Here is a 15,059-nt window from a genome sequence, read left to right on the forward strand (position 1 = left end):
AGGTGTTATTTCTATAAAATATGGAAAACGTAAAGAGTATGTAAAAAAGAAGGAGTGGTAAAGTGAACTATGTCATTATTGGTGGAGATGCAGCTGGTATGAGTGCAGCGATGCAAATTATTAGAAACGATGAAAATGCAAATGTTGTAACGTTAGAAAAAGGTGAAATTTATTCGTACGCTCAGTGTGGATTACCGTATGTCATTAGTGGTGCTATCGCTTCAACTGAAAAGTTAATCGCGCGCAACGTGAAGACGTTTCGTGAGAAATATGGAATTGATGCGAAAGTGCGTCATGAAGTAACGAAAGTAGATACGGAAAAGAAAATGGTGTACGCAGAGCATACAAAGACGAAAGATGTCTTTGAATTTTCGTACGATCGATTATTAATTGCGACCGGGGTACGTCCTGTTATGCCGGAATGGGAAGGACGGGAATTACAAGGCGTTCATCTTTTAAAAACAATTCCGGATGCTGAGCGTATATTAAAAACGCTAGAAACGAATAAAGTTGAAGATGTAACCATTATTGGCGGTGGTGCAATCGGACTGGAAATGGCAGAAACATTCGTCGAACTTGGTAAGAAAGTAAGAATGATTGAGCGAAATGATCATATCGGTACGATTTACGATGCAGATATGGCAGAGTACATACATAAAGAAGCAGATAAGCATCATATTGAAATTTTAACGAATGAAAATGTAAAAGCGTTTAAAGGGAATGAACGAGTAGAAGCAGTCGAAACGGATAAAGGTACGTATAAAGCAGATCTTGTTTTAGTGTCGGTTGGAGTGAAACCAAATACTGATTTTCTTGAAGGGACAAATATACGTAAGAATCATAAAGGAGCAATCGAAGTAAATGCATATATGCAAACGAATGTGCAAGACGTATATGCAGCTGGTGATTGCGCAACACATTACCACGTTATAAAGGAAATTCATGATCATATCCCGCTCGGAACGACTGCCAATAAACAAGGGCGACTTGCTGGGCTGAATATGCTTGATAAACGAAGAGCATTTAAAGGCACGTTAGGCACAGGCATTATTAAATTTATGGATTTGACGCTCGCAAGGACAGGCTTAAATGAAAAAGAAGCGAAAGGGCTACACATCCCGTATAAAACAGTTAAAGTAGATTCTACAAATATGGCGGGCTATTATCCAAATGCAAAACCACTTTATTTGAAATTACTATACCGTTCTGACATGAAACAATTATTGGGCGGGCAAGTAATTGGAGAAGAAGGTGTAGATAAACGTATTGATGTGATTGCGATGGCGCTTTTCAATAAAATGAGCATTCATGATTTAGAAGACGTCGACTTAAGTTACGCACCACCATATAACAGCGTGTGGGATCCAATTCAGCAAGCGGCAAGGAGAGCAGAATAGCACTTTTTAAAGTGCTATTTTTTTTACAATGAGGGAGTAAATAAAGTTTCACTTTATTTTGAATATACCGTTCCCTCTTGAAAACATAGTACGTATCGCTTATATTTTCATATAGTATTTATTTTTTAAACGAAGCAATGAACGAACCAGGGGGCGCAGTATGGCAATTAACATGAAAACAATTGAAGAATGGATTGCTGAATCAAATGCAAGACATGAAGAAGACTTTGGACACGTTGTGGAAGAAATGAAAGAAGTATGTGTCGGACTTGATAACGCGACATTAATTTATACGAAAAATGTATTTTGTTTCGGTAAAAAAGTAGAAGTATTTTTCTTCTTCCAAGACCATGTCGTGATTGGACAAGAAAAAGACGAATATGTTGAGATTGAAAAATTAAAGTATGATGACATTACAAATAGTAACTTAAAAACAAATGACAAAAATACTACGTTAGAATTAAAGTTTGCTAACGGACAATCTATTAATTTAGATAGTTTAAATGATAACTACGGTACGAAAAATTGGTTATTTGCTAGACAAATTAAGAGTATCTTTAAATTAATCTAGTAAAAAAGCACGCCGTCCATCGGCGTGCTTTTAACTATGCAAAGCCCCCTTTAACCAATTCCGCGCTCGATACGCCCCAACTGGAACTTGAATAAGAGACGTTTCATTCCCAGCATCAATACCGTACAATTGATCACATGAATTTGTATCAAAACTTAGTAACGGATGCCCGCCCATCCCCATAGCAGTTGCAGCAAAAACGAGTTTATGAACGAGTATACCTGCTTCCATTTGATGAATACGGTACCCTCTATAGCCTAGTGCATTTGTATAATAATCTTTCTTTCCGACTACATGTAAGCAAAGTGGTACTTGAAAAAGGTTTACGTTATCCATCGTCATACTAGACTGAAGTGGGTAGCGAAGGTCTCCATATCGAATTGGTTGTATGGAATGTGTTTTACTGTTATAAGCGTAAGCCCCGTTTTCAATATTTTTCACGTTATAAAAACATCCATATAAGGAGACGCGTGCATTTTCATTTGCATACTTACCGTCAAGGTCGTTGTAATAGGGGAAGGAGAGGCTCGCTTCTTGTAGTAAAGTAGCGAGCTCAGCTGCATCCCATTTCGTTAAAATAAAGTCCGCATCAGGAGAATATCGTTTTTTACAAAGTTGTAGGAAATCATACGATAACCGTTCTACTTTTGGTAGCTGTACAGCGTACGCATTATGTTGATAGTGCTCTTCATGAAGTAGTGTTTGGAAGTGTGCTGTCGATTCGATCATAGAAGCTTCATTTATTTTTGTTATCATCGGATATTCATCTACATGTTTTGAGCGAACGAAATGTTCATGTGCGAGCGGCGGAATTTGTTGCAACAACTCATGAGAAGTAACTATTTTATTTTCACGGTAATCATTGTGAAACCAATTAGTTTCTGGCTCTGTACTTAAAGGAATAACGGCATACACACTTTCTTCACCTTCTGACAATCCGAGTAAATGGTTCAGTGCACGGTCTAGAAATTGAAAGTATACGCCGTTCGTATAACCGAACTGTTTTGCACATTCTAGCAATTGTCCAATGAGAACCCCGCTATCTAATCCTTGCAGTCGATATGAAAAATTATTGTATTTAAAGAAATTTTTCCAAAACATAGTGGATACGAATGCAGCACCGAAACAATCATGTATATTACAGCGATTACCGAGTGCGTCTTCTAAATAAGCATCGAAATTTCCTTCGCGAAGTAAAATAAGTCGGTGATGCGCGGCGTCATAATGGTAAATGCCGTCTGGGTAATCGTCAATCTTTAAATAGATATACAATTCATTCGGGTATAAGGCACCGCCTGAAGGAATGGATCTACGTAATACATTTCTCTCGCTATTTAGCTGACATAATTGTGTTACACCAAATGAATACCAAAGGTAGTGACCAATCTCATTTAGAGTAGGTGTAGTAGAAGAGTTCGATAAAGATAACGGGATTTCTAAGGAGAGCGGGATGGTAGGTACATTTCGATATAATTTATAAGGAAGCGGTGCGTCTTTCCAGTCCACCTCATGATTCGGCATAATTTCATCGATAGAGAAATGGAGATGATGTAAAAAAGTATCTAGCTGCATGAAATCCCTCCTTTACTATGGAAACGGATGTGGATGTGGATTTAATTTTTCATTCGTTAAAGGTTCGTCTGTATATCCAAGTGTCATCGGTACGGTATATACCCGGTCTAGTCCTGTAACCCGAGTAAGATGGTGTCCGAACGTCATTGGTAACATGCCTGGAATAATAACTTTTACACAATGTAATCCGTTCTTTTCTATAAGGGGAACGGTTTGATCTACTACGATTATTTCAAGATTAGATTGATGCAAACGATTTAAAAGTTGGTGGAGATCGGATGTTAAATCCATATCAAATGATTGTGGTACATTCATTTCTTGGAACGTTTGCACCGGTGCATCTTCTCGTAAAAGGAAGTGAAGACGTTCTTCCGTTTCTTTCAATCCATACAGCATACTATGGTCTTCCATTTTATTAACGAAATAAGGATCTTGTAAGCATTTTTCGTAGTATTCTCTTTTGTGCTCGAGCTCATCGTCTGTTATAAGTAACATGCCTGCTATTTCTTGAATGGCGCTTTTTAAGGCTCGAATAGGTTCTAAATGAGCGCCTCCTGCACAAACAACGTTCATTCCATTTTCACGCGTATTTTTTGCAATTACCCATAAGCTCGGGATGCCGTGTTCCATCGTCGCATTAAAAGCGTGTAATTCGTACCCGGTAATCGTACGTAACCGCTGGATCATTAATTGTAATTCTGTATCATTTGCTGAATTAAGATCCAGGCGGGGAAGAGGTAATTCGGCATACCAAGTGAGTAAGAAGGCATCACGCTCTACAATTTCTAAAATGCCGTGAAAAATCGCTTCTTCTAAACTACCGCCAATTGCACATCCATTTGATGTTTCATACACGAAAGCATCTCGATGACCGAGGCTATAATAAGCAATTGATTCAGGAACTAAAAGCGGTCTGTTTTGTGATAAAGAATATCCCCATACCCAGTTTTGCTCATAATCAGGATCAAACGGTTTAAATGGAAAACCATCACGATTATAATGTTCATTGGTATGTACACCGAGCGAGAGGGGATTTAGTGCATGTTCCTCTAAATCATGAAAACTACCATGCACATTTGTCTTTTTCCCTCGAGGTGACATACCACAATATCGTTCTAAACCTTCTAAAATAGCAGTTGCTTCACTTACTGCAAATGAATGGGTTCGGCCTGCAACACCTTCATTTCCAAACATCAATGGCATGTTTATAATGACGTCAGCGAATGGTAATACAGAATGCTGCATTTTGCCGTTCAACATACCGACCCGATAATCTAAATAGTCTCTCGTTAAAAATGTGTTTAATTCATGAATGGAACGGCAGCGATACGTTTCGGTGCTTACTTTTAAACTTGGTTGTAAAGAAACTTCCGCCGCATCCGCAGTATCATCAGGTAAATTACTACATACAGGACAGAGAGGATCTGGAAGAAAAGAATGCCGCGTACATTGTAATGTTTGTAAGTTTAGTAAAATAAGTTCATTTTCTAAAGAAGAATGGTTATAAGTTAATATTTTTTCTGTTTCTGCGCAAATAAGATGGCACATTTGCAACATTCCATTTTGGGTGGCACGTACATCACGTCTCGTTACATTATCTGCTTTAAAGGCATATTTCCGCTGTAGTTCCCACATTTCTTTTTGATCAAAGCCAGCGATAAAACGGCGTCCATCAGAACAATGGGAACATCCGGGCGTAAGAGGATGAATGTAAGGACCGATAATACCTTCACCAAATGAAGTAAAACCACGTAGCCACGGAATATGATTTGAACGAAAAATTAGCTCAGCATCATGATGAATAGTAGAAGGAGATCCATCATGTAATACGAGAGCGAGATGAATATTTTCAGGAAGTTCTTCTGTAAGAGTATGCTGACGAATGATGGAATATTGTTTGCATAATTGATCATGTACATAGTCTGCAAGAAGGCCATCTCCTATAAGCAATATATTTTGAATCATAAACCGTCCTCCTTTGCAATTAATACCCCATACACACCGTCTAAGTTTTCTTTCAAAAATGGTTCAATCGCTAAATCAAATACGAAGGGGTAAAAATTATGTTCTTCTAAATGTTGTAAGGCGAGTTGTAAAGATTGTACGCTTGGAATTTCTTCTTCCGCTTGTATTTCCACTCTAAAAGAATACGTGTCATATAAAATAATAGAGGATTCAGGCAAGATATTAGCTCTGTAAGGAATTTCTTCATTTTGAACGTGAAAGAGTGATAGTTGTAGTGCGTTTCGTAACGCTAACGTCATATTAATATTAGATGCACCGTACCATCTATCATTTATACCAACCCAAACGACTGGAAAACTGAGAATCTCTTCACTCATTGCGATTTTAGGCGTTTCATGGATTGTAGAGAGAGCATCGTAATAAAATCTACAATGTTTATCTTGAATATCAGTTAACTCAACAGTTGTAAGTTCCTCTAGCATATGTGACTGCCGCTCATACAGTTTATTGTTTAAATGTTGTTGCAGTGCGCGGTAAAATCCTTCTGTCATCGTTTCTCCAGCACCGATACCGATATTGTTATGTTCAGGAATAAGGCGGTGAATGATTTCTGCTACATATGTTTCAATTCCTGTTAAACCAGCTTCTCGGCGTGCTTCATTATGAGTCAATCCACTGCGAGTCATAAGAGGCAGAAGGGAAGCTGGGCCATCTGATAGTGGAGTGGCTACTTGAATATAGCATTGTGATAACGGTAATTGATATGAATCTTGTTCATCCCATACATGGAATATACCGGCTTCTTTAGAAGTTAATGAGTCGAAAAAGCGGAATACATCAGTTGAAGTATGTTGGCCATACCGATGCTCAAGTTTTTCAGAAAGATTTTCTATCGTATCAATTGTAAAACTTTCATCAGTTGCAAGAGGGTGTTTTATAAAAGGATGCCACGTTCCTTCAAGTGTTTCATAGTTTAATAAAAAGAATTGTGATTCTTTTTCACGATATGAATCATCCGCGACATGTTTAAATAATTCAAAAACGATTACATTTGCTAACATGGCAGATGTAATTGGTGAGACGGAATCCGATGAATTTTCATTTTGCAAAGTCGTTTCATGTAGCCGATGCCATGCGGATTCCCAGCATTCATCACGATTTTCTGTTACGACAGGTCCAGCTATACCGAGTGTTGATAAACAAATAGCTGGTATGAAATTCTTTTTCGTTTCTCTACAAATAGTGTGAACTGTTTTTAAACCGTCAATGTCTCCGTTTTGAGAAACATATAAAATCCAATCAAAAGGTTCGAATACCTCATGTAAGGGACGGTCAATTGTAGTATCGATTTCTTGAAGGAGTACACTGTTATCAACTTCATATGCACGTTCTATTAGCTCATGTATTCTGTCATAGTTTGTTTCATCCCGATCTGTAACGAGGTAATGAAATGTAGGCAAACCAGATTCTAATAAAGAAGAAACTAAGGAAGTAAGCATATTACCAGAACCAATTATAAGGACATTTGCCGCGCGATACGTTTCGAATTTTAGAGCACCTGAATGAGAATCTGCTTCTAAAAATTCAATTTGCGAAGCATATCTATCAAGTAATGCGCTGTTTAATTCATGAGGTGCATCTTGACTTACATCACGGACAAATCCATTTGTATATAAAATCTCTCCAATTTCAAGTACACGATTTTGATAGGGAAGAGGGAGACCATCCGTTATTTCTGCTAAAGAATAATTACCGTCAAACATCGGCATTAATTTTTCAATCCAGTTATAAATTCCGTCACCGTCCATACGAAATGAACTGGCGTTATTTCGAAAATAGACACCCCCGTTTGAATCGGGGAGGAAGAAAGTATCCTTATTTACTTTAAGTTTTGCATGAATTGGAAGGTTATTCATTTTAATCCTCCTTACGTTTAGGCATACATTATTACCTTATGTCATGAAATTTGTCCCGTATGAACACAATAAAAAAAGGCTGTAGAATGAATCATTCTACAGCCTTTAATAGATTTTTAATCTATCAACCTTCTAATAATAATGACTTTGGATCTTCAAGCATATCTTTAACAGCAACAAGGAAGCTAACTGCTTCTTTACCATCAACAATACGGTGATCGTAAGATAAAGCAATGTACATCATTGGGCGGTTTTCCATACGCTCGTTATCAATTGCAACTGGGCGTACTTGGATTTTATGCATTCCTAAAATACCAACTTGTGGGCTATTTAGGATCGGTGTTGACATTAGAGAACCGAACACACCACCGTTTGTAATTGTAAATGTACCACCTTGTAGTTCTTTTAATGAAAGTTTGTTGTCACGTGCTTTTTTACCTAATTCACGAATTTCACTTTCAATTTCAGCGAAATTTAATTGGTTAGCATCGCGTACAACTGGAACAACTAATCCATCTGGAGCTGCTACTGCAATACCGATATCATAGAATTTTTTAATGATAAGCTCGTCACCTTGAATTTCAGCATTTAATAATGGGAATTGTTTTAATGCTGCAACAACTGCTTTTGTGAAGAATGACATGAAGCCAAGACGTACATCATGTTTTTTCTCGAAAGCATCTTTGCGTTCTTTACGTAATTCCATGATCGCACTCATATCAACTTCGTTAAATGTTGTTAACATTGCAGATGTTTGTTGAACTTCTACAAGACGTTTTGCAATTGTTTGACGGCGGCGGGACATTTTCACGCGCTCAACTGGTTTTTCGAATTCCGTTTTTGCAACTGGAGCAGGAGCTGGACTCTTTGGAGCAGCTGGTGCTTCTTTTGGTGCTGCAGCATGAGCTTGTACATCATGTGGTCTCACGCGTCCAAGTGGATCTGTGCTACGTACGTCGTTTAAGTCGATTCCTAATTCACGAGCCATTTTTCTAGCAGCTGGTGATGCGATAGGACGGTTTGTATTTGGTAACCCTTGTAGTGTTGCAGTTTGCTCAGCATTTGGTGCCGCAGCTTTCGGTGCTTCAGTCGTTTCTTGTTTTGGTTGCTCAGCCACTGGTGCAGGTGTACTTACTGCAACTGGTGCTCCATTAGCATCTAAAATTGCGATAGTTGCGCCAACTTCAACTGTATCCCCAGGTTCGCCTAGTAACTTCGATACAATACCTGAATCTTCTGCAATGATTTCTACATTGACTTTATCAGTTTCAAGCTCAACAACGCTGCCACCTTTCTCAACTTTGTCGCCTACGTTGATAAGCCATTGTGAGATAGTTCCTTCAGTAATAGATTCTGCAAGCTCAGGTACTTTAATTTCGATCATTTTAAATGTCCTCCCCTTATTTGCCTAACGGTGTGTTTTTTCTTCTTTTGTTTTCGGTAATCTCCATTTGTTAGCTTGTTCCTTGGGCAGAATATCTGCCCAAGGAACAAGCTAGAAACTTTCATTGTTACTTTCTAGTTGCTGAAAACTTCAATTTCTTGTTTATCTTGACGGAAGTTATACTTCACATCTAAAGCGTGTGAAACAATTAGTTCTTGCTCAGCTTTGTGAGCGAATGGATCGCCACCAGATGGGCTAGAGCGATCTGGGCGTCCAATATAACCTGTTTTCACTTTATCTCCAGCTAGTTCGAACAGAATTGGAGCCATGTAATGCCATGCGCCCATATTACGAGGTTCTTCTTGAACCCAAATAATTTCATCTAAGTTTTTAAAGCGTTTAATAATAGATTGAATTTTCTCAGCAGGGAATGGGTATAGCTGTTCAATACGAACGACATGAATTTCATCTAAGTTGTAGTCATGTTTACCAGACTCGATTTCTGCTGCTAAGTCAATCGCCATTTTACCTGTGCTTAAAACAAGGCGTTTTACTTTGTTTGGTTTCGTGCCAAGGTTTTCTTGTTCTAGAGCAGGTTGGAAACGTCCTTCGCTTAACTGACTAGCAGTTGAAAGCGTAAGCGGGTGACGTAATAAACTCTTCGGCGTCATCAGTACTAATGGTCGAACAGCTTCTGTTCCTAAGATAGATGCTTGACGACGCAGGATATGGAAGTATTGTGCCGCACTCGTTAAGTTGGCAACTGTCCAGTTATTCTCAGCAGCTAACTGTAGGAAACGTTCAGGACGTGCACTAGAGTGCTCTGGTCCTTGACCTTCATAACCGTGTGGTAATAGAAGAACTAAACCAGATTTTTGACCCCATTTTGCTCTTCCTGCTGAAACATATTGATCAAATAATGCTTGCGCAGTATTTGAGAAGTCACCATATTGCGCTTCCCACATAACAAGCGTTTCTGGAGCGAATACGTTATAACCATACTCGTAACCAACAACAGCAGCCTCTGATAACGGACTGTTATGAACAGAGAATGAAGCGTTAATGTTTGGTAAGCGATGTAATGGTGAATATGTTTCATTTGTATCAGTATCGTGTAATACGATGTGACGATGAGCGAATGTACCACGCTGTGAGTCTTGACCAGTTAAACGAATTGGCGTACCTTCTTGTAAAATAGAAGCGAATGCTAATGACTCAGCAAGTGCCCATTCAATTTTACCGTTCTCTTCAAGAGCATCTTTACGGCGTTCAAGAATTTTCTTCACTTTCGGATATACGTTAAAACCTTCTGGCCAAGATAGTAGACCTTCATTAATTGCACGAAGTGAGTCAAGCTCAACACCAGTATCAATTGACTGAATGCCCTTTGCAACAACATCTGGCACTTTAACGTGAATTGTTGCATCGCTCGTATCAGCTGGTGGTACTTGTGCATAGTCAGATTTTAATTGTTCTTGTGTAAACTGAGTAATTGTTTCAATCTCATCTGCATTTAGAACACCGGCAGCTTGTAATTGATCTGCATAAATTGCTCTTACAGTTGGGTGATTCTTAATCTTTTTGTACACTTGTGGTTGCGTAACTGCTGGGTCATCCATTTCGTTATGACCGTAGCGGCGGTAACCAATTAAATCGATTAAGAAATCTTTTTTGAACAACATACGATATTGAATCGCAAGGTTAGCAGCTGCAAGACAAGCTTCCGGATCATCAGCGTTCACGTGAACAATCGGAATATCGAAACCTTTTGCAAGGTCGCTTGAATATTTCGTAGAACGAGAATCATAGCTATCAGTCGTAAAACCAACTGCATTGTTTGCGATAACATGAATCGTTCCGCCTGTTTGGTACGCGTTCAATCTGCTTAAGTTGAGCGTCTCAGATACAATACCTTGACCAGGGAATGCAGCATCACCATGAACTAAAATTACGAATGATTTTGAAGTATCTTGATCTGGAAGACCAGATTTTTTACGATTCTCTTGAGCCGCACGTGCGAAACCTTCTACTACAGGATTCACGAACTCAAGATGACTCGGGTTATTTGCTAATGTAACGCGAGTGCTAACTTCTTCGTTACTAACGACTTGTTCTCTACCTAGGTGGTATTTCACGTCGCCAGTCCAGCCAGAATTAGCTACTGCGCCTTCTATTTTTGCATGTTTGAACTCAGCGAACATGTGGCTATATGGTTTTTCTAATACGTGAGCAAGTACGCTTAGGCGACCGCGGTGAGCCATACCAATCATGACATCCTCTACGCCGTTCTTAGCACCTTCTAGAACAATTTCATCTAAAACAGGTACAAGCATATCAACGCCCTCGATAGAGAAACGTTTTTGCCCAACGAATGTTTTATGCAAGAATTGCTCGAAACCTTCAACAGCTGTTAAACGTTTTAAAAGAGCAGTTCGTTTTTTATTTGATAGTGGTTGACGCAATGAATTTGATTCCACCATTTGATGCAACCACGCGCGTTCTTCACTATCTTGTATATGAGAAAATTCATAAGCTAAAGATTTTGTATAAACGTCTTTTAATCTATGAATTACATCAAGTGCAGTGTGAATACCTTCTGGTGCATCTGGCCATACTGTTTTCGCTGGAATCGCTTTCAAGTCAGCATCGCTTAGTTCGTTCATTGCTTTCTCAAGAAGAGATTGTCCATTTGCAGCATCTTCCATCGGGTTGATGTGAGCCAACGTGTGCCCGAAAGAACGAATCTGCTCAACAAGTTGAACGACTTTAAGAATTTTTTCAATATTACCTGTGTTTTGAGGAGAAAAATGTGTTGCTGTGTTGTCCCCTGTTACGACATCATCTTGAAACGAAGGAGCTCCAAAAATTTCAAAAAGCTCTTGTAATTCCGGATCAACAGAACCTGCTCCAGTTACGTAAAGATCATACTGCTCAATAACATAACCAAGGTTCGGACCGTGGAACTTGGCCCAAGGGTTTGTCGTTGTATTCTTCCTCGTCATTTGTTTAAACCTCCCAATGCATATAATCCTTTTCCATACAAAGGTGCATTTTGCTCTTTTTCAATAAGTAATGAATCAGTAATCAATGTAAATGTTTTCTTTACTCTTATGTTATTACAATAATTTACATAATACCAAACACTATTACTTATCTGTTTTGTAAAAAAACATTCACAATAACTTATCACCCAAGTTAATCTTTCATGTTATAAAGTAATTTTACAGAAAAATGGGGTGGATATATTTGGTATGCCTATACTAATAGCTATAATTGTTGTATTTAAATATAGGTATAATAGTTAGAATGTTTCGATAAAAATAGTTTGAATTATGTATATTGAAATAATAAGCGCTTTCATAGATATTATACAACAATATAACGGAATATAGTATAAAAAATAAAAAATTATGAATTTATCGTAAACTTTATTTAGATAGTGTTAAATATTGAAAGGAAAGTGAAGGATTTCTACAAAAAAAGTTGCTAAACATAAAAAATGCTCCATAAACAGTTAGTTTCTATAAATATGACGAAAAACACCGTAAAACAAATAACGCATTTCGTGAAATAAAAAATAAATGAAATATTTTAAAAGGATAAAACAAATATGGAGATATTAAATTTTAAAAAAAGAAGTGAGGAGATATAGTAACATTTATTTACAGTGTTCCGTGTTTCGCTTCAAAATAGACGTGCTGAAATTTAAAAAAGTTTCTTCTATATAAATAGCGTGAATAATAATCAAAATATATGTAAAGGGAACTTGACGTAAAGTTTCCTTTACATATATATACTCGGTATATGGAAGGAGGGAGAAATTTCCTTGGAAAATAAAATGGTCGAATACCGAAAAAAAATTGGACTATCTCAAGAAAAGTTGGCTGAGAAACTTGGAGTTTCCAGACAAACCATTATCTCAATTGAAAAAGGGAAATACGATCCATCACTTCCGCTAGCATTTGAAATAGCGAAAACATTTCAGACAACAATAGAACATGTATTTATTTATGAAGGAAAAGAAGAGGGGGAATAGGGATGAATTATTCACAAAAGTACTTTGTAATTATGGGGATTATTTTTCTATTTATGAGTGGATTTATGATATTAACAGGTATAATGACGCATTCTGCACCGCCAGCCATAACGTATCCATTGCTGGGGATGATGATTATGAGTTTCTGTCTAAGCTACTTGCATCCGCAATTTAAAGAAAAAGACGAGCGAATGAAACTTATTCGTTATAAAGGAATGTTTGTACCCTTTTTTGCATTAACGGCATATTATCTTCTTTTCTCTATCGGCTTAAACTTAAAAATACTTATACTATCAGCTACTGAATTATTGAATATACTTATGGCACTTACAATGAGTACCGTCTTTATCTCATTTGTTGTTTTGGCAAAAAGATATTAAGATGGAGGAGAGAAAGGAAGATTAACATATGCAAATGATGTATGCTTTTGGCATTGGGCTTGTATTATTTTTAGCCGTATTCTTATTTATTCGTAAAGACGTTCAAGGCGGGACGTTAACGAAGCGAGGATTTTATAAATTAATCGGCTGTTTAGTTATTATGCTTATAGCAATTATTGTAATGATCGTATTAATTAATCAGTCACTATAGAATGTAAAAACGGAACCTTACTTTGGTAAGGTTTTTCTTTATTGTTCAACCTAAAAATTACCACCAAATCCATTTGCTGAAAATAAATTGTGTTATATAATCCAATGAAATGATAGATAAGGAGTGTAGTATATGAATAAAAAAACTATCTTCTATTTATTAACTTGTATACTACTTATATAATATGTAACAAAAGAGAACAAGTGCCACCTATATTAGTATGGGACGAACAAGAATACTATGTTACGAATGAACCTGCCAAAGTAGAAGAAGTTGGGCAAAAACTTGGCGAAGTAACAAAGAAAATTAAAACAAGTAAAAAAACCTACTAAAAATAGAGAATCTAATACATTACAAGAGAAAACAGAAGTATTCATAATGATTGAGGAAGAAAAAAGTGATTACCCGCCTTTAATCATAAAGGAAGCTTATAGTGATGAATATAGGGTAGTGAGGCTGATGTTGAAGCAAGTATTATGATGAAAAGGAGGTTCATATGCAGACACTAACTTCGTATCCGTAGTCGTTAAGAAAAATATTAGTCTTTTTCCTCCTATCCGTGTCGCTTACATTTTGATGAATAGAGGAGCAATGCAAAAGAGAGATTTCATTTTATATTTATTATTTACTGCTATTAATATATCGCTTTGGTTATTGCTTATGATTTTTGATTGGAGTATGTGGATGGTATTTGATAGTAGGGAACAGAAAATGTGGTTCATTTGTGCTACGGATACAGATTGATATAAGAGAGGCCTTGTAGGAATGCTGCAAGGTCTTTTATCTTTTGGGAATTAATAGAAAACGAATCATATAAATGCTATACTAAAAAATGTTTGTAATGTCAGTTTCATAATATTGTATGATGCTGACTTACTAGAAAAGATAAGAGGAGAATGAGCGTGCAAAAGATAAAGAGATTATTGCTATTAATGATGGTAGTAGGATTAACAGCAGGTGTTTTAGCAGGGTGTGCAAATCCGAAAGATACTACAGAAGAATTTTTAACAGCGATACAAAAAGGTGATGTAGAAAAGGCTCGTACATTTGTTGAGAGTGACAAGGAATTTAATAAACTAAATGAAAAAACAGATGATGCTGAGGCAAAAGCAATGCTAAGTGCAATTACAAAGAACTTTAAATTTGAAAAGCTAGAAGAAGTATCGAAAAAGGATGACAAAGCAGAAGTAAAAGTGAAAATTACATCTGCTGATCTATCCGTTGCTGTAACAAAAGCAGTGGGAGAAGTTATGCCAATGGCCTTCGCTAGCGCATTTAGCGAAGACAAAGAACAATCTGAAAAAGCGATCGAAAAAACAATGACCTCAACCATCATCAAAAACTTAACGGATAAAGATGCAGCAATGGCAACTCGCGAAGTTACATTGAACTTAAAGAAAGACAAAGATGGCGACTATAAAATCGTTGCTGACGATAACTTGAAAGAAGTATTGTTTGCCAATGCGAAGTCTTTGGAGAAGATGTTTGGTGGAAAGTGATTGAATTAGATAAAAAGAGACACCATATCACGTAGAAGTGGTATTATCCCCTATAGGTAGACAGTAAAAAAAGAGTCCATCTGATATGATGGACTCAATACTGTTTTATCTGGAGGGGATTTTTTTAT

General features: G+C 37.2%; 11 protein-coding genes and 2 pseudogenes. 8 read left to right on the forward strand and 5 right to left on the reverse strand.

Going from position 1 to position 15,059, the window contains the following annotated elements; translation table 11 throughout:
* Positions 1–62: 62 nt before the first annotated feature.
* Together MR169_RS05820 and MR169_RS05825 are read left to right on the forward strand one after the other, a co-directional pair.
* Entirely contained in the window at positions 63–1,397 is a 1,335-nt protein-coding gene (locus MR169_RS05820; RefSeq protein WP_242319104.1) for an FAD-dependent oxidoreductase, read from the forward strand.
* Positions 1,398–1,557: 160 nt separating this feature from the next.
* Entirely contained in the window at positions 1,558–1,968 is a 411-nt protein-coding gene (locus MR169_RS05825; protein ID WP_000996783.1) for a DUF3908 family protein, read from the forward strand.
* 30 nt (positions 1,969–1,998) lie between these two features.
* Here MR169_RS05825 and MR169_RS05830 read toward each other — a convergent pair whose 3' ends face one another.
* From MR169_RS05830 to odhA, 5 genes are all read right to left on the reverse strand, one after another.
* Positions 1,999–3,540, reverse strand: a complete 1,542-nt coding sequence (locus tag MR169_RS05830) for a SagB family peptide dehydrogenase (RefSeq protein WP_137074049.1) — start codon at positions 3,538–3,540, stop codon at positions 1,999–2,001.
* A 15-nt stretch (positions 3,541–3,555) separates the two neighbouring features.
* A complete protein-coding gene (locus MR169_RS05835) occupies positions 3,556–5,505 on the reverse strand; it encodes a TOMM precursor leader peptide-binding protein (RefSeq protein WP_137074048.1) in 1,950 nt (649 codons plus the stop codon).
* Positions 5,502–7,421, reverse strand: coding sequence for a putative thiazole-containing bacteriocin maturation protein (locus MR169_RS05840; RefSeq protein ID WP_001061570.1), 1,920 nt, complete (start codon positions 7,419–7,421; stop codon positions 5,502–5,504). Before MR169_RS05840 ends, MR169_RS05835 begins: the two co-directional genes overlap by 4 nt.
* A 124-nt stretch (positions 7,422–7,545) precedes the next feature.
* The gene (gene odhB / locus MR169_RS05845) at positions 7,546–8,805 is read right to left on the reverse strand and encodes a 2-oxoglutarate dehydrogenase complex dihydrolipoyllysine-residue succinyltransferase (RefSeq protein WP_000569926.1); all 1,260 of its coding nucleotides are present in this window, start codon (positions 8,803–8,805) and stop codon (positions 7,546–7,548) included.
* Positions 8,806–8,939: 134 nt separating this feature from the next.
* A complete protein-coding gene (gene odhA / locus MR169_RS05850; protein WP_242319105.1) occupies positions 8,940–11,807 on the reverse strand; it encodes a 2-oxoglutarate dehydrogenase E1 component in 2,868 nt (955 codons plus the stop codon).
* Between the two features lie 824 nt (positions 11,808–12,631).
* On the opposite strand from odhA, the gene MR169_RS05855 reads away from it, so the two are divergent.
* From MR169_RS05855 to MR169_RS05880, 6 genes and pseudogenes are all read left to right on the forward strand, one after another.
* On the forward strand, positions 12,632–12,841 hold the full coding sequence (locus tag MR169_RS05855) for a helix-turn-helix transcriptional regulator (protein WP_000428519.1): 210 nt from the start codon (positions 12,632–12,634) through the stop codon (positions 12,839–12,841).
* Between the two features lie 2 nt (positions 12,842–12,843).
* Complete coding sequence (locus tag MR169_RS05860) at positions 12,844–13,221, forward strand: permease (RefSeq protein WP_242319106.1); 378 nt, start codon at positions 12,844–12,846, stop codon at positions 13,219–13,221.
* A gap of 28 nt (positions 13,222–13,249) precedes the next feature.
* Entirely contained in the window at positions 13,250–13,432 is a 183-nt protein-coding gene (locus MR169_RS05865) for a DUF3976 domain-containing protein (protein WP_097855591.1), read from the forward strand.
* 132 nt (positions 13,433–13,564) lie between these two features.
* Positions 13,565–13,912, forward strand: a pseudogene (locus tag MR169_RS05870) (hypothetical protein).
* Between the two features lie 96 nt (positions 13,913–14,008).
* Positions 14,009–14,195, forward strand: a pseudogene (locus tag MR169_RS05875) (hypothetical protein).
* Positions 14,196–14,334: 139 nt separating this feature from the next.
* The gene (locus MR169_RS05880; protein ID WP_001169495.1) at positions 14,335–14,931 is read left to right on the forward strand and encodes a DUF4878 domain-containing protein; all 597 of its coding nucleotides are present in this window, start codon (positions 14,335–14,337) and stop codon (positions 14,929–14,931) included.
* Positions 14,932–15,059: the final 128 nt, after the last annotated feature.

Origin of the sequence: Bacillus cereus group sp. BfR-BA-01349 (genome assembly GCF_022663795.1) — a bacterium.
GTDB lineage: Bacteria > Bacillota > Bacilli > Bacillales > Bacillaceae_G > Bacillus_A > Bacillus_A cereus.

What these genes read in the sequence shown, in the direction of transcription:
- MR169_RS05840 (WP_001061570.1), bottom strand. Translation starts at nt 7,421, where the DNA reads ATGAATAACCTTCCAATTCATGCAAAACTTAAAGTAAATAAGGATACT.
- odhB (WP_000569926.1), bottom strand. Translation starts at nt 8,805, where the DNA reads ATGATCGAAATTAAAGTACCTGAGCTTGCAGAATCTATTACTGAAGGA.
- MR169_RS05835 (WP_137074048.1), bottom strand. Translation starts at nt 5,505, where the DNA reads ATGATTCAAAATATATTGCTTATAGGAGATGGCCTTCTTGCAGACTAT.
- MR169_RS05830 (WP_137074049.1), bottom strand. Translation starts at nt 3,540, where the DNA reads ATGCAGCTAGATACTTTTTTACATCATCTCCATTTCTCTATCGATGAA.
- MR169_RS05825 (WP_000996783.1), top strand. Translation starts at nt 1,558, where the DNA reads ATGGCAATTAACATGAAAACAATTGAAGAATGGATTGCTGAATCAAAT.
- MR169_RS05860 (WP_242319106.1), top strand. Translation starts at nt 12,844, where the DNA reads ATGAATTATTCACAAAAGTACTTTGTAATTATGGGGATTATTTTTCTA.
- odhA (WP_242319105.1), bottom strand. Translation starts at nt 11,807, where the DNA reads ATGACGAGGAAGAATACAACGACAAACCCTTGGGCCAAGTTCCACGGT.
- MR169_RS05865 (WP_097855591.1), top strand. Translation starts at nt 13,250, where the DNA reads ATGCAAATGATGTATGCTTTTGGCATTGGGCTTGTATTATTTTTAGCC.